18 protein-coding genes and 1 pseudogene are annotated in these 22,918 nt (G+C 37.0%); 15 read left to right on the top strand and 4 right to left on the bottom strand.

The genetic code is table 11. From position 1 onward, the window contains the following. Positions 1-37 precede the first annotated feature (37 nt). The 5 genes from ON15_RS10090 to ON15_RS10075 all read left to right on the top strand — a co-directional run bounded on the left by ON15_RS10090 (position 38) and on the right by ON15_RS10075 (position 4,081). Positions 38-1,279 carry a sugar ABC transporter substrate-binding protein gene (locus tag ON15_RS10090; RefSeq protein ID WP_010581375.1) on the top strand — a complete coding sequence of 414 codons (1,242 nt, stop codon included), beginning with the start codon at positions 38-40 and terminating at the stop codon, positions 1,277-1,279. A gap of 69 nt (positions 1,280-1,348) precedes the next feature. Continuing rightward, on the top strand, positions 1,349-2,242 hold the full coding sequence (locus ON15_RS10085) for a carbohydrate ABC transporter permease (protein WP_010581374.1): 894 nt from the start codon (positions 1,349-1,351) through the stop codon (positions 2,240-2,242). Between the two features lie 13 nt (positions 2,243-2,255). Further along, positions 2,256-3,089: a carbohydrate ABC transporter permease gene (locus ON15_RS10080; RefSeq protein ID WP_010581373.1), complete on the top strand. Its 834-nt coding sequence runs from the start codon at positions 2,256-2,258 to the stop codon at positions 3,087-3,089. A 15-nt stretch (positions 3,090-3,104) separates the two neighbouring features. Further along, positions 3,105-3,311, top strand: coding sequence for a LacI family DNA-binding transcriptional regulator (locus ON15_RS12080; protein ID WP_010581372.1), 207 nt, complete (start codon positions 3,105-3,107; stop codon positions 3,309-3,311). After that, positions 3,293-4,081 carry a LacI family DNA-binding transcriptional regulator gene (locus ON15_RS10075; RefSeq protein ID WP_235720455.1) on the top strand — a complete coding sequence of 263 codons (789 nt, stop codon included), beginning with the start codon at positions 3,293-3,295 and terminating at the stop codon, positions 4,079-4,081. Before ON15_RS12080 ends, ON15_RS10075 begins: the two co-directional genes overlap by 19 nt. 4 nt (positions 4,082-4,085) lie before the next feature. Here ON15_RS10075 and ON15_RS11315 read toward each other — a convergent pair whose 3' ends face one another. Continuing rightward, positions 4,086-4,967: a helix-turn-helix domain-containing protein gene (locus ON15_RS11315; RefSeq protein ID WP_010581370.1), complete on the bottom strand. Its 882-nt coding sequence runs from the start codon at positions 4,965-4,967 to the stop codon at positions 4,086-4,088. Between the two features lie 187 nt (positions 4,968-5,154). Here ON15_RS11315 and ON15_RS10065 point away from each other — a divergent pair, with 187 nt between their 5' ends. Further along, positions 5,155-6,267: an ABC transporter ATP-binding protein gene (locus tag ON15_RS10065; RefSeq protein WP_010581369.1), complete on the top strand. Its 1,113-nt coding sequence runs from the start codon at positions 5,155-5,157 to the stop codon at positions 6,265-6,267. Positions 6,268-6,358: 91 nt separating this feature from the next. Here the strand turns inward: ON15_RS10065 and ON15_RS10060 are convergent, their stop codons facing one another. After that, positions 6,359-6,661, bottom strand: coding sequence for a hypothetical protein (locus tag ON15_RS10060; protein ID WP_010581368.1), 303 nt, complete (start codon positions 6,659-6,661; stop codon positions 6,359-6,361). Positions 6,662-6,925: 264 nt separating this feature from the next. Here ON15_RS10060 and ON15_RS10055 point away from each other — a divergent pair, with 264 nt between their 5' ends. Beyond that, a complete protein-coding gene (locus tag ON15_RS10055; protein WP_010581367.1) occupies positions 6,926-8,851 on the top strand; it encodes a fructose-bisphosphatase class III in 1,926 nt (641 codons plus the stop codon). 489 nt (positions 8,852-9,340) lie between these two features. On the opposite strand, the gene ON15_RS12345 is transcribed toward ON15_RS10055, so the two are convergent. Together ON15_RS12345 and ON15_RS11310 are read right to left on the bottom strand one after the other, a co-directional pair. After that, the gene (locus tag ON15_RS12345) at positions 9,341-9,571 is read right to left on the bottom strand and encodes a TetR/AcrR family transcriptional regulator C-terminal domain-containing protein (RefSeq protein ID WP_412768441.1); all 231 of its coding nucleotides are present in this window, start codon (positions 9,569-9,571) and stop codon (positions 9,341-9,343) included. Next, the gene (locus ON15_RS11310; RefSeq protein WP_010581366.1) at positions 9,532-9,888 is read right to left on the bottom strand and encodes a TetR/AcrR family transcriptional regulator; all 357 of its coding nucleotides are present in this window, start codon (positions 9,886-9,888) and stop codon (positions 9,532-9,534) included. Before ON15_RS11310 ends, ON15_RS12345 begins: the two co-directional genes overlap by 40 nt. 227 nt (positions 9,889-10,115) lie before the next feature. On the opposite strand from ON15_RS11310, the gene ON15_RS10045 reads away from it, so the two are divergent. The 8 genes and pseudogenes from ON15_RS10045 (at position 10,116) to ON15_RS10010 (ending at position 22,875) form a co-directional block, all read left to right on the top strand. Next, the gene (locus ON15_RS10045) at positions 10,116-13,370 is read left to right on the top strand and encodes an MMPL family transporter (RefSeq protein ID WP_010581365.1); all 3,255 of its coding nucleotides are present in this window, start codon (positions 10,116-10,118) and stop codon (positions 13,368-13,370) included. 466 nt (positions 13,371-13,836) lie between these two features. Then, the gene (locus ON15_RS10040) at positions 13,837-14,889 is read left to right on the top strand and encodes an AI-2E family transporter (RefSeq protein ID WP_026049582.1); all 1,053 of its coding nucleotides are present in this window, start codon (positions 13,837-13,839) and stop codon (positions 14,887-14,889) included. Continuing rightward, a complete protein-coding gene (locus ON15_RS10035; RefSeq protein ID WP_010581363.1) occupies positions 14,886-16,067 on the top strand; it encodes a MalY/PatB family protein in 1,182 nt (393 codons plus the stop codon). The genes ON15_RS10040 and ON15_RS10035 overlap by 4 nt, the downstream gene beginning before the upstream one ends. Before the next feature lie 101 nt (positions 16,068-16,168). Beyond that, positions 16,169-16,855: a 2,3-diphosphoglycerate-dependent phosphoglycerate mutase gene (locus ON15_RS10030; protein ID WP_010581362.1), complete on the top strand. Its 687-nt coding sequence runs from the start codon at positions 16,169-16,171 to the stop codon at positions 16,853-16,855. Positions 16,856-17,187: 332 nt separating this feature from the next. Next, complete coding sequence (locus ON15_RS10025; protein ID WP_010581361.1) at positions 17,188-18,597, top strand: IS5 family transposase; 1,410 nt, start codon at positions 17,188-17,190, stop codon at positions 18,595-18,597. Between the two features lie 465 nt (positions 18,598-19,062). Then, positions 19,063-19,941 (top strand): proline iminopeptidase, encoded by an 879-nt coding sequence (gene pepI, locus ON15_RS10020; protein ID WP_010581360.1) that lies wholly within the window; start codon positions 19,063-19,065, stop codon positions 19,939-19,941. A 499-nt stretch (positions 19,942-20,440) separates the two neighbouring features. Beyond that, positions 20,441-21,634: a hypothetical protein gene (locus ON15_RS10015; RefSeq protein WP_010581359.1), complete on the top strand. Its 1,194-nt coding sequence runs from the start codon at positions 20,441-20,443 to the stop codon at positions 21,632-21,634. A 26-nt stretch (positions 21,635-21,660) separates the two neighbouring features. After that, a pseudogene (locus ON15_RS10010) lies at positions 21,661-22,875 on the top strand (family 1 glycosylhydrolase). Positions 22,876-22,918 lie beyond the last annotated feature (43 nt).

The raw sequence follows: 22,918 nt of genomic DNA, 5'->3' as shown, positions 1-22,918 counted from the left end.
AGTAGAAACGTTTCAGCAAAATAAAGGAGTGAGCAGGTTGAAGTTTAAAAGAGTAGCAAGTTTACTTGGGGCCTTGTTGGTAGGAGCTTTTCTGTTGGCAGGCTGTGGCAGCAATTCGTCAAATAATAATTCAAGTTCTAATAAGCCCTTAACATTTTGGTATGCCGGCGATGGGGATGCCGATGTCAAGCCAATGATCAAACAGTTTACCAAAAAAACGGGGATTAAAGTTAAGATTCAAAGTATTCCTTGGAGTCAATATAACGATAAATTATTAACAGCAGCTTCATCAAAGAGCGGTCCGGATGTTTTACTAATTGGAACTACCCAAATTGCTCAATTTGCTAGTTCAAATTCATTAATGGATTTATCAAGCACAGTTAAAAAAGATCAGAATCTAGCGCCAAGTAAATATTTTTCAGGCTCAGAAAAGACGACGATGTATCAAGGTAAATATTATGCTGTTCCATGGTACGCAGAAACCCGTGTCCTCTACTATCGGACTGATGTATTAAAGGCAGCTGGCTACAATCAGGCACCTAAGACTTGGAACCAATTATATGATGCGGCCCTGAAACTTTCAAAACGTGGGAAAAATATGTACGGTTTCAACGTTGATGGTTCAGAACCAACATTTGGTTTTATGTTTGCTCGCCAAAATGGAGCACAGCTGATGAAAAATGGTAAGACCCAATTTAACAGTTCACAAATGGTTTCGGCGTTAAATTATTTGCACAAGTTCATTCAAAATGGAGCTTCACCAAAACAAGATTTAAAATTAACGATTGCCCAATCCTTTGGTAAAGATGCACCGATCCCAATGTTTATTTCTGGTCCTTGGATGATGAGCAGTATTAAAAGTGATGCTGGATTAAAAGATTCGCAATGGAATGTGGCTGAACTGCCAAAGGGCAAAAACAACACCTCGGTTATGGGTGGCGGCGACTTAGCGGTTTTCCAGTATAGTAAAAATAAGACAAATGCAATTAAATTGTTGAAATTCTTGTCTAAGAAACAAAGTCAGTTGACTTATTATAAACAAAGCGATTCAATGCCAACTTTGAAAGCTGCTTGGAATGATAGTTCTTTGCAAAGCAGTAAGATTCAAGTCTTTCGCAAACAATTAAATCATTCTCAGCCAATGCCGGCAGTCAAAAGCTGGGATGAAATTGGTCAAAATTATTTAGATGTTTGGCAAAAGATAGCTTTACAGAATGCCAATGTACAAAAATCAATGAATGAGTTCAACAAACAAAGCCAAACATTGATTGATAAATAAGATTATTTTTTAAAATAACTGCCTCAAAAAAATTGAGGCAGTTTGTCTTTATACTTGGAGGAAATTAGCATGGGAAAAGAGAAACTAAAAAAATATATACCATACACATTTATTTTTCCAGCTCTACTTTTGTTATTAGTCTTTTCATTGATTCCGATCTTAGTTGCTTTGGTAATTAGTTTTACGGGCTTAGATATCACGGGCCTAGGCAACTGGTCCACGGTCAAATTTACGGGTCTAACGAATTATATTCAGTTGTTTAATGATCCAACTTTTCTGCAATCGATTGGCAATACCATTTTTTATGTGGTACTTGGAGTCCCGTTGGTAGTTTTCTTATCCTTAACAGTAGCCGTCATGATTAATTTAAGCCAAAATAAATTTTTTAAAACAATGCGTTTATTGTTTTATACGCCTTCAATAACTAATACAGTTGCCGTGGCAGTTGTCTGGAGCTATATTTATAATCCTAGTCTAGGTTTGCTAAATGAAATTCTGGGAAAGATTGGGATTGCACCGATTGGCTGGTTGACCGATCCCAATGTAGCTAAAATTTCATTGATCATCTTAGCCGTTTGGAAAGCAATTGGTTTAAATATGCTGATTTTTTTAGCTGCTTTGCAGGGAATCCCACGTTCTTTGTACGAAGCAGCCGAATTAGATGGAGCAAATTTTTGGCAACAAACTTTGCATATCACAATTCCATCAATGCGCTTTTCGATCTTTTTTGTCACTGTGACGACAATTATTGGCTGGTTCCAGTTCTTTGACGAACCATTTGTGATGACGAAAGGTGGTCCGCTCAATAGTACGAATTCAATGGCACTTTTTGTTTATCAAAATGGTTTTCAAAATAGTAATTTTGGTTATGCAGCCGCTGGATCTTTCGTTATGTTTGCAGTCATTATCATTGCAACTTTGATTCAGTTCAAATTACAACGTAAACAACGCGGTGAGGAATAGGAGGATTCTCTTTATGGATACAGGAAAACAAGAAGCTAGCCGACAAACCAAAATTATTGTTGGTTTGATTTTGGCAGTTTGGGCCTTAGTGACAATCGCACCATTTTTATGGATGATTTTGTCATCTTTTAAGTCAAATGCTGAAATATCTCAAATGAGTCAATCAATTTTACCGCATCATTGGACATTACAAAACTACAAAGATCTGTTTATCAGTGGGAACTTCGGTGTCTATTTAAAAAACACCTTAATAATTACAGGCTTTTCTTTTATTGGGCTTTTACTGAATGCGATGGCCGGCTATGGTTTTGCCAAATTTAAATTCAAGGGACGTGGGGTTTTATTCATTGCAGTGTTAGCGACAATGATGATTCCCGGCCAAGTTACGATGATTCCAGTCTATTTGATTTTAAATCAAGCGCATTTGACTAATACCTTGACGGGAATAATTCTACCAAGCTTAGTTGGTGCTTTTTCAATTTTTCTCTTCAGGCAATTTATGAGTAACATTTCAGATTCGATTATTGAAGCAGCTCGCTTAGATGGAGCAAGCGAGTGGTATATTTTTTGGCATATTATTTTGCCAATTTCAAAACCAGTCTTAGCAGTTCAAGGAATTCTAACCTTTATCGGGGGCTGGAATTCTTTCCTCTGGCCATTGATTATTGCCAATGATCAAAAGTATTATACTTTATCTGTAGGACTGCAACTATTACAAGGACAACATACTTCAGATTATGGTTTACAAATGGCGGGTTCATCCTTTATGGTAATACCTATAGTTATAATATTTTTGATTTTTCAAAAATATATTTTACAAGGCTTTAATATTCAAGCAGAAAAATAGTATGGGGGAATTTGCATGACAGGGATCAAGGATATTGCCAAAAAAGCTGGTGTTTCAATTTCCACTGTTTCATATGCTTTGAATGGCAGTGAGCGAATCACAGAACAAACACGGCAAAAGGTGTTGAAAATTGCGAAAGAAATGAATTACATTCCGAGCTTGGCTGGGCGTGGGTTAAAAAAACAAAAACCCAAATCATTGAGATGTATGTTACTGATTTAGGCGGTTACTTCTATTCACATTTACTGGATGGAGTTGCAAGTACCTTGAAAAAACAAGGCTATGAGTTGATCGTTGCGTCTGGCGGGCAACGCGCACAGGCTTTTATTTCGCAAAAATTAGTCGATGGAGCAATTATTTTAGATCCGACATTTCCTAGCCAAGTTATTTCAAAGCTAGCTCAAGACGGTAATAAACTGGTTTTAATGGATCGCGAGCTGAAATTAGAAAATGTCAGTCATGTTTTATTGAATAATACCCAAGGAGCTACCCAGGCAGTTAATGAACTTTTAAAATCAGGTGCAGATGCTTTTGCCATCTTAACTGGCCCCAAGGATTCTTACGATGCTAAGAAAAGGCTGGAGGCAGCACTTGATGTTTTTCATGAAAAAACTGATCAGCCAGTTATGGTTATGGCAGGAGATTTTACGATTGAAAGCGGTCGTAAAGCAGCAGTTCAGCTGAGCAAGCTTTGTCAAGCAGGACATCGAGTTGGTGTTTTCGCAACAAATGATGAAATGGCTTTTGGATTATATGAAGGTCTGAAAAAGCAAAATCTTCAACCCGGAAAAGATGTTTTACTCGTTGGCTTTGATAATGATTTATTAGCCAATTATTTACAGCCAACTTTAACGACTGTTGGTTATTCGAAACATCAGTGGGGAAGAAAAGCCGCTGAAGTAATCTTAAAAATGATTGATCAAGATCAAGTTTTCAATGAGATTATTCCAACCAAAATTATTGAACGTGAATCTTTAGGCCCCAAGAATTAACTGATTAGCAATTATTTGAAATCAGCAAAAAATAGCAAAAAACTAAGTCATTCATGTTCTTGAGCGATAATTGTGTTTCACGATAAAACTTGTCTAAACGATATTGCAAAGTATTACGATGGAGAAAAAGTTCTTTAGCTGCTGAGCTTAAATTTCCTTGCTGATGGTACAATGTCGGAATGATTGCTTGAATTTCAGGATAGCTGTTTAATTCAGTTCGATATGCTGCTAGCAATTCAGGCGCTAAGATTTGCTGACTAACAGCTTGCAAAAAAATTTGTGGCAAGCAGAAAGTGTTAGAACGAACTGTTGTTATTTCGCTTTGAAAGAACTTCTTTTCCAATAACAAAATATTCCGAAGAGTTGGTGACGGTTGCCAGAAATGGCCAATGAAGACCTTTGAATTAGTTGAAAAATCGCTATCAAGTGTTTGCCGAATGCCATCAAATTCTTTTAAGTTTGGACTATCTGAAGAAAAGGGCTCCAAGACTAGACCACAGCGTTCATCAATTTGGAGATTGGTCAAACAAGGTTGTGGCAGCATTTTGGCAAAGAAATTTGACCAAGCCGACAATTGATAATCACTTTTGCGAAAATCAACTTGAAAAAGAATGATCCGAATTTTTTGGTTTAGAGTTGGCAGCTTGGAACCTGGAACGTTCAAATAAGCCGCCCATGGATCATTGGAAAATTCGTTATTTAATAAATTAATTTGTTTATTTTTAAAAAGCAAGTTCAATAACTTTTTTTCATGAGCTGAAAGTTCAGCATTAGGAAAATTGATCCATTCCTGATTTAAGGGAAAACTTAAGTAATCTTGCAAATTCAAGGGTTGTGAAGTGATGGTTGAGTTGGGATAAATAGTTAACAATTCTGTTAGTTCCATAGCTGTTTCCTCCATTTACAGTCTTAATTGTAACATTTAATTTAGTGATTTAAATAATTTCAAGCTAATGAAACCGATTTCTTAAAAGTGCACAAAAACGGCAAGCTTTTTTTGTGCAAGATTGGCTAGTTTAATGCAAACGATTTCGCTATGATAAAAGTGTAAATAAAAAGAAAAGGTGATTTGAATGGCAGGACTAAAATTAGAACACATTTATAAAGAATACGAAAACGCTAAGGAAGGTGATTATGCGGTCACCGATTTTAACTTAGATGTTAAGGATCGTGAATTTATTGTTTTTGTTGGACCTTCAGGTTGTGGCAAATCAACAACTTTGCGCATGATCGCCGGCTTGGAAGACATTACTAAAGGCAAGTTATATATCAATGATAATGTTGTCAATGACTGGGCTCCGAAAGATCGTGATATTGCGATGGTTTTCCAGAATTATGCGTTGTATCCACATATGACGGTTTTTGATAACATGGCTTTTGGATTAAAATTACGGAAATATGAAAAAGCCGATATTGAAAAACGGGTTAAAGAAGCTGCGGAAATTTTAGGCTTAACCCCTTATCTGCAACGCAAGCCAGCTGCTCTTTCCGGTGGTCAGCGGCAGCGGGTTGCTTTAGGACGAGCAATCGTTCGTGATGCACCAATCTTTTTGATGGATGAGCCACTATCAAACTTGGATGCTAAGTTGCGGGTTTCGATGCGGGCTGAGATTGCTAAATTGCATCGGCGGTTGAATACTACGACGATTTATGTTACTCATGATCAGACCGAAGCAATGACGATGGCTGATCGGATTGTTGTTATGCGCGATGGTAAGATTCAACAAGTTGGTACTCCACAAGAGGTTTATTATAAACCTACTAATTTGTTTGTTGCTGGTTTTATTGGTTCACCAGCAATGAACTTCTTTAACGTAACTTTAAAAGATGACTATGTGACCGATGAAAAAGGCGATTTACATTTGAAAGTTCCAGAAGGCATCGATAAGACTTTACGAGGCAAAGGTTACGATGGCAAGAAGATTATTTTGGGAGTTCGTCCAGAAGATATTCATACCGAAGGCGCTTTCCTCGAAACCTTCCCAGAAGCTGCGGTTCAAGCTGAAGTTGTGGTGTCAGAATTGCTTGGTGCTGAGTCAATGCTCTACAGTAAAGTTGGTGGAACAGAGTTTGTTTCAAAAGTTGATGCGCGTGACTTTATGAACCCTGGCGAAAAGGTTAGAATGGGCTTTGATTTAAATAAGTCGCATTTCTTTGATGCCAAGACAGAATTAGCTATTTTGTAGTTTAACTAAATAAAAAGGTATCTGGGTGAAGACAAATAAATGTCCCAATTCACCTGGATACCTTTTTATTTTAGTTTGAAACTAATTAATACTACTCTTTTTCCAAATAAGTAACTGCATTATCAGCTGACAAAGGCAAATAATCCAAGCCAATTACATCTTGATTTAAAATAAGTTGATAATTATCACTAATTTTTGCAACTAACTTTTGGAGTTCATTAATTTGTTCGGATTCAAAACGGTTGAATGAAAAATTACGATGAACTTTCATTGCTTTTTCCAGCCCTTTATCAAAAACAACATCTAGAAAATTACCAGTTTCCTGATTAATCAAGCGCCAAACAGCACTCTTTTCTGCCCGTGCTTCAGTCCGTTCAACAGTTAAATTGTTCATTTAAATCCTCCTCAGTTATCTTTCAGGTTAATAGCTATACCATATCATCATTGATTTCATTTTTCAAGTATATATCTCTAAATAAGTGAAAATAAGTACAAATTGGTATTAGTAATTAAATGCGCGTAATATTAAGCTTTATATCCCGTTTGTAAGCAATTGTAAGTTTACGTAATGGATTGTTTTTTTAAAAAAATGATGTATATTACTAGGTGTACCAATTATAAAATTAATGATAATTAAGATCAAAAAGAGGTTATTTTGATGGAACTAATGCAAAAATTACTGCGCGAAAAGTTTCCTAATCGTCAAGCGGTGATCACAGAAATTACTAATCTAGAGGCAATTTTAAATTTGCCAAAACCGACTGAGCATTTTGTCAGTGATCTACATGGGGAATTCCCAGCATTTGATCATGTTTTACGTAATGGCTCAGGTAATATTAAGCAAAAAATTATTGAAAACTTTGGCGATCAATTAACCAAGGACAGTATCCAGGATTTTGCTACGTTGGTTTATTATCCAGAAGATATGTTGTTGGCAGAAAGGCAAAAAAGAACTGAAGATCAGCTTAAACAGTGGTATTTAGATACTTTTGCGCGTTTAATCGAGTTATTGAAAATTTCAGCGACTAAATATACGCGTTCGAAAGTTCGCAAAGCATTGGATCCAAACTTTGCGTATATCACAGAGGAACTACTGTATACCGATCATCGTGAAGTTGATAAACGAGCTTATTATAATCAGATTATGCAAAATCTGTTAAAACTAAATCAAGCTGATCAGTTTATTATTGCGACTTGCTATACGATTCAGCATTTGATCGTTGACCATTTGCATGTCATCGGTGATATTTTTGACCGGGGCCCAGAGCCGGATCAGATCATGGAGCGCCTGATGAATTACCATTCGGTCGATATTCAGTGGGGTAACCATGATATTTTGTGGCTGGGAGCAGTGTCAGGATCGGCTTTGTGCTTGATGAATTTGCTGCGCATTAGTGCTCGCTATGACAATTTAGGTATTATTGAAGATCATTATGGAATCAATCTGCGACATTTATTCTTTTTTGCCGATCAACACTATCAAGCTTTGCCAGCCTTTTACCCTAAAACCATGTCTGATCAAAAACAGCTGACAGAAGTAGAGAAAAAAATGATTGCCAAAGTCCAAGCGGCCGTTACGATTATTCAGTTTAAACTTGAAGGCCAATTGAAGCAGCGACGGCCTGAATGGCGGTTGCCGCAGGTTGGATTATTAGGCGAAATTAACTGGCAAAATCAGACCGTAAAGATCAATGGTCAGGATTACGAATTAAGCAATCAGTGTTTTGCAACAGTTGATCAGCAAAATCCATTTGTCTTGACCGCTGAGGAAAAAACAGTTACTGACGGGCTTTTAAATTCATTTATCAATTCTAGTAAATTACGTCGGCAGCTGGATTTTATGATGCAAGCCGGCAGTATGTATAAAATTGCTAATGGAAATCTATTATTTCATGGCTGTGTGCCAGTTGATGGAAAAGGAAAGTTTTTGACTTTGCATTCAAAAAATCAAAGCTACACCGGTCAAGCTTTGTTTTGCTTTTTTGAAAAGCAATTGCGGCAGGCTTACGCCCATCCCAACCGGCAAAATGATCCAGCAACCGATTGGACCTGGTACTTGTGGCAAGGACCATTATCACCGCTCTTTGGCAAACACGCTATGACAACTTTTGCTCGCTATTTTGTTGCTGATCAAAAGACGCATATTGAACGTAAAAATCCTTATTTCGTTTTGCGCCGTGAAGAGTGGTTTTGCCGACAAATCATGCAGGAATTTGGTTTGGACCCGCAAACCGGCCATGTGATCAATGGTCATACGCCAGTTAAACGTGGTCAAGAACCAATTATGGCGAACAAAAAAATGATCGTTATTGATGGCGGCTTCTCTAAAGCTTACCAGCCAACGACGGGAATTGGCGGCTATACTTTGCTGTCAAATTCTTATGGCCTGCAATTAGTTTCTCACCATCCGTTCACTTCAAAACAGGATGCAATCAAAAATGAGACGGATATTATTTCAACCATTCAAGTCGTCAATCATGAAGTTGAGCGAAAAAAAGTAGCTGATACGGATACCGGCAAGCAAATCAAAGAAAATATCCGACAGCTGCATCAACTTTTAAAAATTTATGCTTCAAAAGAATGATCAAGCGAGTGTTTGACTTGCTGGCTATGTGCCTAAAGTCAAAGCAGCATTGATAATTGAGTTAGAGTTTTACGGATGACCAGTAGCCAAGTGCCAATTAATGCACATGCTGCTAACTGTTAAAAGTAATGGTTACTATTCATACTGGAAGCAAAACACTGTATACTGACAAGAGTAATAATTTCTATTAGTCAAAAAGAGAAGATAATTTTATCTGGCAAAGAAATCGAAATTTGTAAAAATTAAAGCATCAAGAAGCTTTAGTTGCCAAATTCGCTGCTAAATGCTGCAACATCCCTAACTTCTGCCCATAGCTTCTAATTGTTCGGCAATTTCCTTAGTTCATCCCCAGCATGATCACTGGCTATAATAATCTTTATTTAAATCATTCCTTTCTTATAAATTCTCGGAATAGATCAAAACTGGAATTATTTCTTGTCATGTTAGCAGGAATTTTGACTAACAGCGATTGTATTTTTTGAGCAACAGTTATTCGAGTTTGATTAGAATCTGATTGAGAATATTTGATAATTCGTGTGAATCAGTGTCAGAATCCCGCATTAACCAACTTATGAATATATTAATGGCACCAGTTACGGTGAACAAAATTTCAAAGTAAGCTTGTTTATTAGTTCGAGATATATGTTCGATTTTTATAATACGGTCAGTAAATAATTTTATCAAACGGTTGTCAACTTGCTTTCGCTGTCTTTTTGAAATAATATTCGAAAAATCTTTTTCTGTTCGACTACATAATTGATTAATTCTTGCATTAATTTCTTGAAATTTGAAGCCAAGGTGCTGGCTAGATAGAGCTGATCAAACCGAATAGTTAAACCATTTAATAAGTTAGTGATGATTTGATCATATAAATCATAAACATCTTCATAATGCAGATAAAAAGTGCTACGAGCAATGTCGGCGCTTTTAGTTATATCGGCAACGGTAATTTCATTAATCTTTTTTTGGCTTAATAAATCAAGGAAACTTTTTCTGATAGCGCGTTGAGTTTTAGTGATACGACGATCAATTCTCATGATTTTCTCCTATTTTGGACAATTTAAGACCAGGTGTCTTTTAATAAACAATTTTCTCCAAATTGCTCTTTGGTTGTAGTGACTTTACAAATATAATAAAGGATAAATTTTGAAAAATTAAGTCGAAATTGGCAAATTTAGAGGTTATTTAGCAATCCAAAAGGAAAACTTTAACTCTTTAAAAATGCTTAAAATTTCAGCAGACCATTGTAGTCAGGAGAATGAGAATGAAAGAAAAACTTTTAAGCAGGTATAAATGGTGGGCACTCGGTTGGACAGCCTTATTAATAATTGCGTTCTTGTTTACTCCAAGTGTTGCGAATGTTAATAAAAGCAGTACAATTCCCAGAAATTATCAAAGTACCAAGGCAACTAAACTACAAAATCAATGGGGAAGCAAAGAAAACAAGACAACTTCGCTGATTGTTGTTTTTAACAATCAGCATCATCGTTTAACGTCGAAGCAAAATCGAGCTATTAATCAGACAATTACTCGACTGAAACAAAAAAAACAGCAATATCAAATTAAAGATATGACTGATGCTAAAGATACCCCACTGGTTAAATCGCAGTTAATTTCTAAAGACAAAACAACTCAAATTGTTGAAATTTCAGTCCAAAAAACCAAACAGCACGATATTAAGAAAATTAAACAAGAATTGACAAAAGCAATAAAAACACCAGGTGTTAGAAGTTATTTGACAGGAAGTGATATTTTAGACCAAGATTTTTCTAATTCAACTGAAAAAGGTGTCAAGAAAACTGAAATTATTGCAGCAATCTTTATTTTCGTAGTATTGTTGCTGGTATTTAAGTCGCCAATCACGCCAATCTTTTCTTTAATAACAGTTGGAGTTGCCGGCTTAATTTCTATCAGTACTGTCGATACTTTGGTTAAATATCTGGGTTTTCCATATTCAGACTTCACTGAAGTATTTATCATTATTGTCTTGTTTGGAATTGGTACAGATTACAATATTTTGTTGTATAACGAATTTAAAGCTGGATTATCAGCTGGATTAACTAAAAAAGAGGCGACCAAATCTGCTTTGCAAGTTGGCGGTCGAACGATTATTTATTCAGGAGTCTCGGTCTTAATAGGTATGACAACTTTATTTTTTGCCAAATTCTCTCTTTATCGTTCAGCAGCTGGGATTGCTGTCGGAGTGGCAATTCTTTTACTGGTTTTATTGACGTTGAACCCGTTTTTTATGGGAACAATAGGTGAAAAAATTTTTTGGCCGATTAAGCATTTTGAAGGGGAGAAGCAAAGCCGTTTGTGGCAAGGTTTAGCAAAATATTCATTATTGCGACCGATTATAACGATTGTTGTAGTTTTGGCATTTTTGGTCCCCTTAGCAGTTCAAAGTCAGGGGCTGTTAAACTATGATGATGTAGATGAGGTTAGTAGTCAAGTTCCATCAAAAATTGGTTTTAATTTAATTCAACAACATTTTTCGAAGGGAATGTCAGAACCAACAACTATCTATCTTAATAGCCGGCACCAATTGATAAATGAAAAATATTTAAAATTAATTGATCAACTAACTAATCAGCTGAAAAATGTTGCTGGAATTAAAACGGTTTTATCTGCTTCACAACCAGCAGGGAAGGTAATAAAAAATCTATATCTCAAAAAACAACTAACAGATGTTACTCAGGGGCTAACTCAGGCTAAAGTTGGTTTAAGTAAAATTAGTGGCGGCTTAAGTTCAGCTAAAAATCAAATTGATGGAGTGAATATTAAGGGGGAAGTTGCTTCAACTCAACAATTAGCCTCAGGATCGCAGCAAGTTGCGACGGGAACTAGTCAATTAAGTGACGGCATTAAAGAATTGACCTCAGCAGTTACTACGCTACATGACCAGCTAAATTCTGGGATGAATAATTCTGAACAAGCACAATTACAAAAGTTAGTTCAATCGTTGCCAGAGTTGAATCACGCTATTAGCCAACTGAACCAACAAGTAACCAATAGTTCCAGCAGTTCTGAGTCAACGACTAAAAATTCATTAACACAAATTGGCAATGCGGCAAACGATATTCAGCAGCAATTGACTGCCGTTGATGCTGCAATGGGGAAATTAACTGCAAACACCGTTTTGGGGACGCAATTGGTGGCAAAATTGCAAAGTGCAGGTGTTAAGTTGACAACGGAGCAGCGGCAAAAAATTATTCAAATTATTAATCAAAATCAACAACAGCAACAACAAGCTTTATCCAGCTTAAACGGAGCATTAACTGAATCTTTGACGAAGATTGGTAATGATACCCAATCAATTGGCAATTCAACTAATTCTCTAGCTGCTCAATTAACTACTCTTCAACAGTCATCAGCCAGCTTGCAGCAAGCAGTTAGTCAGTTAGCAAGTTCATCAGCACAAATTTTGCCAGCAGCTGCAAGTACAATTACCCAATTAAACAGCAATTTAGGCCAATTAAGCAGTAGCACAGCGCAATTAGCTACTGCGATGGATACGTTGAACAACCAAACTGGTCAATTGACGACCGGAGCCAATCAAGTTGCTGCTGGAAATCAGAAGTTAGTTCAAAGTTTAACTGGTTTGCCAGCAGCTGTTCAGGCATTGTCGGCAGGATTAGGAAGTGCTACTAATGGAATCGGTCAAGTTAATCAAGGAAATCAAGCCAGCAACAATTATTTGCAGGGATTGCAGAAATCCACAGCGGGTAAAACTTATTACTTGCCGGCAAAAAAACTGCACAGTAAGGCTTTTAAACCAATTTTAGATACTTATTTCTCAGACAATAAAAGAATGACACAATTAACCGTTATCCTAAAAGCTGATCCTAATTCGCAAGCTGCCATTCAAACCTTGGCAAAAATTCAGCAGTTAGTTACTGGTTCTTTAAAAGGAACTAGTTTGAATCATGCAGAGGTAGTTTTAGGTGGTTCAACTTCGCAAACACGTGATTTGAAACAAGTAGCAGCACAAGACTTTAAGCGGACTGCTTTGCTGATGCTAGTTGGAATTTTAGTTGCCCTGATGTTCGTTACTCGTTCGCTAATTCAGTCACTAACAATTGAAGCAATGTTAGTTATTATCTATTACAGTGCATTAAATATCGTTCACTGGTTCAGCCAAATTGTTTTAAAAACTTCGATGTTGACCTGGAATACCCCATTTTTTGCGTTTATAATGCTGGTGGCTTTGGGAGTTGATTATAGCATTTTCTTGGTCATTAAATTTCGAGAAGGATTGCATGAACCAATTTCAATCGATGCTAAAGTGTTACGGGCAACGGCGATCATTGGTACGGTAGTTATTTCAGCTGGAATCATTCTCAGCGGAACTTTTGCAGCCTTGATTCCATCAGGGGTAACCACGCTGATTCAAGTAGCTTTAGTAGTAATTACCGGCATTTTCTTGTTAGTGATTTTAATTCCAATTGTGATGCCAGCTGTGATGAAGATTACTTATCCAACCCCGAGTTCTAAAATTAATGATCAATCATATAAATAGTTTTAGATTGTTATAATTCCTAAAGAAGTTGATAAGGGTTTTTATTAATGTCTTTAGACCTAGTTAGGTAAGACAGAAAACCATTTGTTTTGCGGAGTTTGCTAAAATTAACGACTGCCGCTGTGGTCGTGCATTATCAAAAACATCGTCAATAGTAAATTTAAAACTGATATCAATTAAGTCCAATGATTGCTAAAAAATTTCAGTTAGTTTAACATTGAACGAAATTTCTTAAAAAAAAGGAGGAATATCGAAAACAGATTTAAACAAGCTAAAACTGGTTAAAGATCTGATTTGCATAGTGCCTATAATTAATAGATATTTTAGGTAGCTCTAGTAAAAGTTCAAGTTTAATATTTTTTAATTACTGGAATTTATCATTATCAGCGAAACGTGACTATTTTAAAAATACGTAATTAGTGGTTAAATAAAACTGGATTGTTTTAAAAATTTGCGAGGTGATTTTGTGGGAGTTTGGCAACGATTTTTGGCAAATGTCCGTTTAAGAAGATTTGCCGTCTTACTTAGTGTCATTGTAGTTTTATATTTATTACGAGGGTTATTAAGTATGATTTTATTAACCTTCATTTTCACATTTCTGGTTTTTAATTTTGCCATGTTCCTGAAAAAAAAGCTGCGTTTACCGTTTCATCTCGGGGTGATCCTGATTTATTTAGCTTTGATCGGTTTACTATATTTAGCGGTAACTATATATTTTCCGCTAATTTTTAAACAAACTGAGGCAATGATTCGCTACTTAGTTGATTTTTATCAAAAGCCTTCAATGACGGCTAATAAAGTTTTCGACTTTTTCAGTCAGTATATTAGTACTTCAACACTGTCCACTCAATTAAAAAATGGCGTAGCAATCGTATTTAAATATGTAACCAGCATTGGAACAGTGGGGGCAACCTTTATTTTTTCTTTGATTTTGAGTTTCTTTTTCACGATCGAAGAAAGACGGATGGCTAATTTTTCTCAGAATTTTTTAAGCGGACCGTTTGCCTGGTATTTTCAAGATATTTACTTTTTTGCTAAGAAATTTGTCAATACCTTTGGAATCGTGATTGAAACCCAATTTATCATTGCGATTGTCAATACAATTATCACGACAATTTGCTTAGCATTTTTAAAAATGCCGCAATTATTTAGTTTGTCACTGCTGATTTTTATCATGAGCTTGATTCCGGTTGCCGGGGTAATTATTTCGGCTATTCCAATGAGTGTAATTGGTTATTCAGTTGGTGGTCTTCGCGATGTGATTTATATTATAATAATGTTATTAGTCGTTCATGCTCTGGAATCTTATGTCTTAAATCCTAAGCTAATGTCAAATAAGACCGAATTGCCAATTTTTTATACTTTTGTAGTTTTATTTGTCGCTGAAAAACTTTTTGGAATGTGGGGATTGATCGTCGGCATTCCGATCTTTACCTTCCTCTTAGATATTTTAGGAGTCAAAGCGATTAAGCAGACTAACAAACAGGGCAAAATTGAAAAAAAGGAGAAAAGCTCATGAATATAACTGACTTTTTGAAAACATACCAAATTGATCGCCGCCAAACTGATTCAGTCAAATGGGATGGGATGAAACAGGCTTTTGGACGAGCTGATTTATTGCCACTGTGGATTGCTGACACTGATTTTAAGGTACCAGCAGCAGTTGTCGCAGCTTTGCAAAAAGTGATAGCTCAGGGAGCATATGGATACTCAATGACTCCTGAAAATTATTTTGCTGCTTATGCTAATTGGCAACAAAATCATTATGGTACGGAGATTCATCCGGAATGGCTACGCTATGGAACAGGTGTAGTTCAATCTTTAAGTACACTAATCAATGTTTTAACGCAGCCGCAAGCAGCGATCATGGTTTTGCAGCCAGTTTACTTTCCATTTATGAAGGTAATTGAAGAAAATGACCGGCAGCTGGTGGTATCTGAGTTAAAACCAGTTGATCATCATTATGAAATGGACTTTGCTGACATTGAGCAAAAAATTGTTGCTAATCAGGTTCATCTACTGATCAATTGTTCCCCGCACAATCCTGTTGGCCGTGTTTGGAGTGAAGCGGAATTAGAGAGGTTATTGGAAATTTGTCGGGAACATGAAGTTCTATTAATTTCAGATGAGATTCATCATGATTTGATTGTTGGTCCGCAGAGGTTTATTTCAGCACTTTCTGTTAAAAATGGTTTCTATCGTGATAATTTGGTAATGCTGGATGCAGCTTCTAAGACTTTCAACTTGGCAGGCTTAAAAAGCAGTCATGTCGTGATTCCTAATCCGCAAATGCGTGCACGTTATGATGCTTATTTTGCACGCTTAGCCGCGCCGGCTGGAACTTATTTGGGACAAGTGGCAGCTTTAGCAGCTTATCAAGCAGGACAAGATTGGCTCGACGGCTTTTTAGCGGTTGTTCGGCAAAACTTTGCCATTTTAAAGCAACTTGAAAAAGTCCAACCACAAGTCAAAGTCTATGATTTGCAGGGAACTTATTTAGCTTGGGTTGATTTAAGGCGAGTAATTGATCCTGCCAAATTAAAACAGGTGATGCTGACTGATGCTAAATTGGCGGTTAATTTAGGTGAAATGTTTGGCCAAAGCGGCCGGGGTTTTGTTCGGCTTAATTTGGCGACACCACCGCAAAATATTAAAGCAGCTGTAGCTAGGTTACAAAAGGTGATTGAAAATAAATAAAGTTTTCACAAGTTCTGTTAGTTGGTACTATCAATTTTCAAATTTTCATTGTAAAATATGAGATGTAAACAAATAATTAATGAAAGAGGTTTTCGCTAGCTATGACAAAATTAGTATTTATTCGTCACGGACAAAGTGAATGGAATTTAAAAAACCTTTTCACTGGCTGGGTAGATGTTGATTTAAGTGAAAAAGGTGTTGAAGAAGCAAAAGAGGCTGGTCGTAAGCTTAAGGAATCAGGTATTCAATTTGATCAAGCTTATACTTCAGTTTTAACTCGTGCCATTAAGACATTGCATTATGCACTTGAAGGCTGTGGCCAATTATGGATCCCAGAAACCAAGACCTGGCGTTTGAATGAACGTCATTACGGTGCTTTACAGGGTAAAAACAAAGCTAAAGCTGCTGAAAAATATGGTGATGAACAAGTTCATATTTGGCGTCGTTCATACGATGTTTTGCCGCCGCTTTTGAGTGCCGATGATGAAGGGTCCGCAGCTAAGGATCGTCGTTATGCAGATCTTGATCCACGGGCTATTCCTGGTGGTGAAAACTTGAAAGTAACTTTGGAGCGGGTTATCCCATTCTGGGAAGACGAAATTGCTCCTAAATTATTAGACGGCAAGAACGTTATTATCGCAGCACATGGTAACTCATTACGTGCTTTGACCAAGTACATTGAAGGCATTTCTGATGCAGACATCATGAATGTTGAAATGACAACAGGTCAGCCAGTTGTTTATGACCTGGACGAAAAATTAAACATTGTTAACAAGACAAAGCTTTAATAACAAACGCTAATGAATTACAAAAGCCATGGTTTCCTTCAAAGGAATCATGGCTTTTTTACGTTTGCTATTTTTGGTCGAATGTTGTTAATTTTTATTACGTTAGATTGTTTTAATTGGAATATATTCCAAAAGAGGTAAATGATTCTTAACACGTTAAACATGCTTTTGCTTAAATTACTGTTTGATGAGTTCACTATATAGTGGGTACTGAATAATTATGCAATAGCTAATTTGATAGTTATTGTATCATATATGTTGTATAATAAATGCATGTGATATGGCGCTGATTCGCTATTTCTCATGCATTTTTTAGAAAACGGGGTGCGAAAATGGTTTATCGGATTAAAGCAGTTCAACTTTCAATCGATTCTTTCGGGCAAGAATTAGGCGTCGCTTTGAGTCCCCAAAATAAGTGGGTTCAGTTGGCCAACCAGTTGCCCTGGTCTAAGTTGGAATCCGTTTATACCACCACCTTTCCGTCAAAAGTCGGTCGAGCTGGAAAACCTTTTCGGTTGTTTTTCGGCGCTCAATTAATCAAACAGGCAACTAACCTGTCGGATGTTGAATTGGTTAATGCGATTCGTGATACACCAGCTTACCAGTACTTCATTGGACTCCCCAAATATCAAATCGAGTTACCTTTCAGTCCTTCTGCCATGACGGTCTTTCGCAAACGAATTGCGCCCATTAGTCCTGAGTTGCGAACGATTATTGGTGACTGGGCCAAACAACAGTTGAAGCATTCTTTGACTGATGACCAAACGATTATCGTGGATGCGACGGTCGTACCGGTAAACATTCGCTTTCCGCAAGACTATTCGCTACTCAACCAAGCACGCACAACTCTTGAAAAGTTCATTACTGAGTTGGCTCACCAATTAAACACTCAGATTCCCCGAACCTACAAGCGGGAAGCCCACAAAGTTTATGTTCGTTTTACCAAGAAGCCGCGACGTTCAGCTAAGGAAACTCGACACCAGGTTAAAGTGCAACTGCAGTATGTGCGGCGTGATTTACGTTACGTCCATGAACTCCGTGAACAAGGTGGCCAGCTGTCGGAACGGCAATTGGTTAAGCTGACGACGATTCAACAGTTGTTTGAACAACAGAATTTCATGTATCAAAATAAGACTCATCGAGTTAAAAACCGTATCGTTAGTCTGTCACAGCCCTATGTGCGACCAATCAAGCGTGGAAAAGCCCGACAGAACACTGAGTTTGGTCCTAAGATTGACGCTTCCATTCAAAATGGCATCATTGAAATTGAACGGGTTGATTTTAATGCCTTTAATGAGAGTACCGACTTTCAAACCGTGATTGAACGATATCATCATCTTAACGGTTACTACCCAGATGAAGTTCTTGCCGATAAATTATATCGGAACCGCGAAAACATCGCTTTTGCCAAGGAACATGGCATAAAAATAATCGGTCCCAAACTAGGACGTAAGCCCAAATATATTGATCAAAAGGAACGGCGGGCTGCCAATGCGGCTGCCCGAGATGCTGAAAATCGTCGCGGAAAAATCGAGCGACACTTTTCTTTCATTAAGCACAAATGTGGGCTAGGATTAGTGCGCGCTAAAACAGCGGCCACCATTGCCGTTTCAATCGATTTGGGGATCATGGTGGCCAATATCGAAACAGTTTTACGCTTTTTTTCTTGGAAACTTTTACTTATCATCAAAACTGACGCTATTTATTTAAAAATCAGTTATCAAACAAACCAAATAGATTAAATCTAAGGGCCTAATTCAGCAGCCACTATATAATTTACTGTTGTTCATTAGTTCTAGATGAGTTCCTTCTGCTACTATCCGTCGGTGAAGACTATAAGTTCATTTCAAAATGTGCTCATAAATTAGAACGAGCTTTTAACATAATCATTAATGATAATGAAATCGCCATTTTAATTAAAACAGTTAAAATGTTATGATTAAGCAAGGGGTGGAATAGTAAACATCTAATAATCGATGGTTTTTAAAAAGGTTGCAGCGTTCAAAACTATATTTTAATCTAGTTTTAGATTGGGTTGCCTTTTTAATTTTGCATCCTAACAATTTCTACAAATGCTTACCTTGTTTTTCCAATTATATGGCAAAGAAATTTCTATCATGAGCAGTCTAAGAACACTCAAATTTCTTTTTCTGTATTTTATAATTGCACATTACAACTATTAAGCAATTGAAAGGAACTGATTGATGATGAAAATTCAAGAAGGATATATGCCGTTTCATCAGTATCAGACATATTATCGAATTGTGGGCGAACCAAGTCAAAGTAAAGCTCCATTGTTGCTGATCCACGGTGGACCCGGGTCTTCACATAATTATTTTGAATTAATGGATGATTATGCCAAGACTGGTCGGCAATTGATTATGTATGATCAGGTCGGTTGCGGTAAATCATCGATTCCAGATGATGAGTCGATTTATGTTAAAGAAACTTGGGCAGCTGAATTAGTTGCTTTACGCAAGTATTTGCATTTAGATCAGGTGCACTTACTAGGCCAATCATGGGGCGGCATGTTGGAAATGTATTATTTGACAACTTTTGATCCCCAAGGAATTAAAAGTGTGATGATCAATGGATCGCCGGCTTCAATTAAGCTCTGGGTCAAAGAACAGCACCGCTTGCTTAAATACCTGAGTTATGAAGATCGGCAAGCAATTGCTGAAGCCGAAAGAACCGGAAATTTCAGCGGACCGAAATATTTAGCAGCTAATGATCGGTATATGGAACGCTATTGCTGGGATGACCCTGATGAAAATTCACCAGAGCCTTTAAGACGACCAACAAATGGCAAGAAAGCAAGTTTGATTGCCGAAGGGCCAAATGAATTTACAGAAAATGGGACGATCAGTGATTTTGACGTAACCGATGAGCTTAAAAAGATCCATGTACCAGTGCTGGTTACTAATGGGACAGATGATTTGTGCACGCCTTTGATTGCTAAAACTGTTTATGATCATATTCCGGGAGCTAAATGGCATTTGTTTGCTAATAGCCGCCACTTAGCACTGCTTGATCAGCATGATGAATTTATTCAGGTTTTAGATCAATGTTTAAAAGAAAATGATTGATCAATTGACTAACTAAGAAAGCTCGACGACTGCTGTTTGGCACTCATCGGGTTTTTTACGGTCAGGAATCTGATTAGTTTTTGGCAAAAAATCAAATTGCTAAAAAAATCAGCAAATAAAGTAAAGTGTCAAGTAAAATTATGGCTTTGTCAACTGATTGATTAATGAGCTGATCAGCTGAATAATTGTAGGATCGTCTGGTTAGATTAATTGTAAATTATTCAGCGGGTTAACTAACGCATTTTCAATAAAAGCGACTCATCGTTGTGCAAATTCCAACAAGATAAATTTTTTAGCTGAAATTAATATTTCCTGGGAAATGGTAATCGATAAGTTCTATGAATTTAAAATTAAAAGTTAAGTTGAACAACTTTTTTGAATTAAACTGGAGCCAAAAGATGGTACCTGGCTTCTTTGATTGCTTATTCAACAAGTTAATGCGCTTTCTTTTATTAGCAATGCTATAATTAATGAATCAAAGGGAAATGAGGAAGAAATCATGCGTAAAAGATATATCTTAGGACTGTCTTTTTTGTTGCTATTATTAACTAGTTGTGCAGCTCAAAAATCAAAACAGACTACGAAGCAAAATGCAACCGTTTCAGTTAAAACAACAACTAACCATGTTTTGCAAGCAAAATCCAAGACTTGGGTGTTTACTAAAAAAGTTGTTTCTCAGCAAACAAAGAAACGAGGAGTTGCTAGTCAGTTAACGACTTCAATGGTTTCAAAAACTGACACAACGACTAATTGGGTAACAGCTAAAGGTCAATTTATGGCTGGCTCTGTCAATTATAAGAAAGTTTCTTTAAAAGAGTGGCGAAAAAATTTGAATCACAATTTTGTCAAGAGTGGCCGCAAGAAAATCCATCTCATGTCGGTTGATCAGGTTAACGCAGTTTTAAAGAAATTGGGCGCTAATTTTAGAATTGCTCACCTAACAGAGCTGATTTTTTTAGCAACTAAATCTAATGGCTTAACGATTGCACAGGCCTTTGCCGCCAAGGGACACCATTTATATGCAATCAATATTCCATATTTTGATAATAACCAAACTTTGACGATTGATCGAGGAGAAGTTTTTACGGACACTGGCACTAAAAAAGCGACTGGTCAAATTTCATTGGCTAAATTGAATGGTACTTGGATCGCTCCCCAGACCACAACCAGTTCGACGGATACAGGTAAGATCTTAATCAAAGATGGTTATCTATATCAGCAGCGTTTTGACAGTTTCGAGAGGTCAGCAATTCAAAACTTAAGTACTTATTCCTTGATTTCACTTAATCAAAATACGACTTATGCGAATCAAAAGATTAATGCGGCCAATGCTGGCTATCAGTTGACACAAAAGACGGTTGCCAGCGGTGATAGTTTAGGGTATCTTTATTTATTTATTAATCAAAATAAGATGATCCGGATCGGAGCTGGGGTAACGACGAACTATAAGAAAGTTAACACGTTAGTTGCAGCATCAGATCTGCCTCAAGATGATATCACCATTTTTCAGCAAATGGATCAAAAAAATCCAGGTGAAGCAGCTTCAACGATTACTGTTAAAGCAGGTCCGGCTGTCGTGGGAATGAGTAAGAGTATTAAATATTTAACCAATCCTGAGGCCGGACAGATTACCAGTAATCAAACGATTAGTTTAAACAATGGGCAAGTTTCAGTCAGTCAATCAGAGAATTAAACCAATGTTTGTGGGTTGAAGTTTAAATGATTTTAAAGCAGAACTTTTTATGGGGTGGAGCAGTTGCTGCTAACCAAGTCGAGGGTGCTTGGCGAGCGCATGGAAAAGGACTGTCAGTAGCCGATGTAGCTTCTTATCGACCTCAGCTTGATGTTACAAATTATCAAAAGCAGGTTGCTATCAGTTTAGAAGAGTTTCAACGGGCAATTAATGATCAGTCAGATCAAAATTATCCCAAACGCAGGGGAATTGACGGGTTTCATCGCTATCGTGAAGATATCAAATTATTTGCAGAAATGGGTTTTAAAGTGTTGCGCTTTTCAATTGCTTAATCGCGGCTGTTTCCAACTGGCAAAGAAAAACAGCCGAATCGAGCTGCAATTAAATATTATCAGGCGGTGATTGCTGAATTAAAAAAGTATAACATTGAACCATTAATTACCTTGTCGCATTATGAAATGCCTTTAAATTTAAGCTTAAAATACAACGGTTGGGCGTCACGGAAAATGATTACGGCTTTTGTTAACTTTGCACGAGTTTGTTTTACTAGCTTTCCAGAAGTCAAATATTGGTTGACGTTTAACGAAATCGACAGTGTTTTACGCCATCCTTTCATTTCAGCTGGAATTATTCCGGAAAAAACTCAGAATTTGCGCCAAATTAAATTTCAAGCACTGCATTATCAATTTACTGCTGCGGCAATTGTCACTAAACTTTGTCACCAAATGATTCCTGGTAGTCAAGTAGGTTGTATGCTGACGAAAACAACTACTTATCCAGCGACTGCCAAGCCAACTGATGTATTGGCAGCTGGCGGTAAAAATCCATATTTAGAAACTTCAGAGTGGGGATGGACGATTGATCCGGTCGATTTGCGAATCTCATTGCTTGAGTTATATGATCGATACCAAAAGCCATTATTTATTGTTGAAAATGGATTAGGAGCTAAAGACAAACTTGCAGCAGATTACAAGGTTCACGATCAATATCGAATCAATTATTTTAAAAAACATTTACTTGAGATGAAAAAAGCAGTAGCGGCAGGAGTTGATTTAATGGGATATACCAGTTGGGACCCAATTGATTTAGTCAGTGCTGCAACTTCACAAATGTCTAAACGTTACGGTTTTATTTATGTTGATGCGGATGATCAAGGACATGGATCGTATAATCGTTATCGGAAAGATTCTTTTTTTTGGTACCAGCAAGTGATTACGACGAATGGTGAAAACCTAAACTAAATAAAGCGAGGTCAAAGAATAATTTTCTTTGGCCTCGCTTTGC

It is taken from the genome of Liquorilactobacillus vini DSM 20605 (genome assembly GCF_000255495.1).
Classification (GTDB): Bacteria; Bacillota; Bacilli; order Lactobacillales; family Lactobacillaceae; genus Liquorilactobacillus; species Liquorilactobacillus vini.
Note: the sequence above shows the minus strand (reverse complement) of the source record. Positions and strands in the feature narration are given on the sequence as shown.

Excerpts from the sequence above, each read along its gene's own strand:
- ON15_RS10030 (WP_010581362.1), top strand. The coding sequence starts at position 16,169 with ATGACAAAATTAGTATTTATTCGTCACGGACAAAGTGAATGGAATTTA.
- ON15_RS10055 (WP_010581367.1), top strand. The coding sequence starts at position 6,926 with ATGGAACTAATGCAAAAATTACTGCGCGAAAAGTTTCCTAATCGTCAA.
- ON15_RS10085 (WP_010581374.1), top strand. The coding sequence starts at position 1,349 with ATGGGAAAAGAGAAACTAAAAAAATATATACCATACACATTTATTTTT.
- ON15_RS11310 (WP_010581366.1), bottom strand. The coding sequence starts at position 9,888 with ATGAGAATTGATCGTCGTATCACTAAAACTCAACGCGCTATCAGAAAA.
- ON15_RS10035 (WP_010581363.1), top strand. The coding sequence starts at position 14,886 with ATGAATATAACTGACTTTTTGAAAACATACCAAATTGATCGCCGCCAA.
- ON15_RS10080 (WP_010581373.1), top strand. The coding sequence starts at position 2,256 with ATGGATACAGGAAAACAAGAAGCTAGCCGACAAACCAAAATTATTGTT.
- ON15_RS12080 (WP_010581372.1), top strand. The coding sequence starts at position 3,105 with ATGACAGGGATCAAGGATATTGCCAAAAAAGCTGGTGTTTCAATTTCC.
- pepI (WP_010581360.1), top strand. The coding sequence starts at position 19,063 with ATGAAAATTCAAGAAGGATATATGCCGTTTCATCAGTATCAGACATAT.
- ON15_RS11315 (WP_010581370.1), bottom strand. The coding sequence starts at position 4,967 with ATGGAACTAACAGAATTGTTAACTATTTATCCCAACTCAACCATCACT.
- ON15_RS10015 (WP_010581359.1), top strand. The coding sequence starts at position 20,441 with ATGCGTAAAAGATATATCTTAGGACTGTCTTTTTTGTTGCTATTATTA.
- ON15_RS10060 (WP_010581368.1), bottom strand. The coding sequence starts at position 6,661 with ATGAACAATTTAACTGTTGAACGGACTGAAGCACGGGCAGAAAAGAGT.
- ON15_RS10045 (WP_010581365.1), top strand. The coding sequence starts at position 10,116 with ATGAAAGAAAAACTTTTAAGCAGGTATAAATGGTGGGCACTCGGTTGG.
- ON15_RS10025 (WP_010581361.1), top strand. The coding sequence starts at position 17,188 with ATGGTTTATCGGATTAAAGCAGTTCAACTTTCAATCGATTCTTTCGGG.
- ON15_RS10075 (WP_235720455.1), top strand. The coding sequence starts at position 3,293 with ATGTATGTTACTGATTTAGGCGGTTACTTCTATTCACATTTACTGGAT.
- ON15_RS10065 (WP_010581369.1), top strand. The coding sequence starts at position 5,155 with ATGGCAGGACTAAAATTAGAACACATTTATAAAGAATACGAAAACGCT.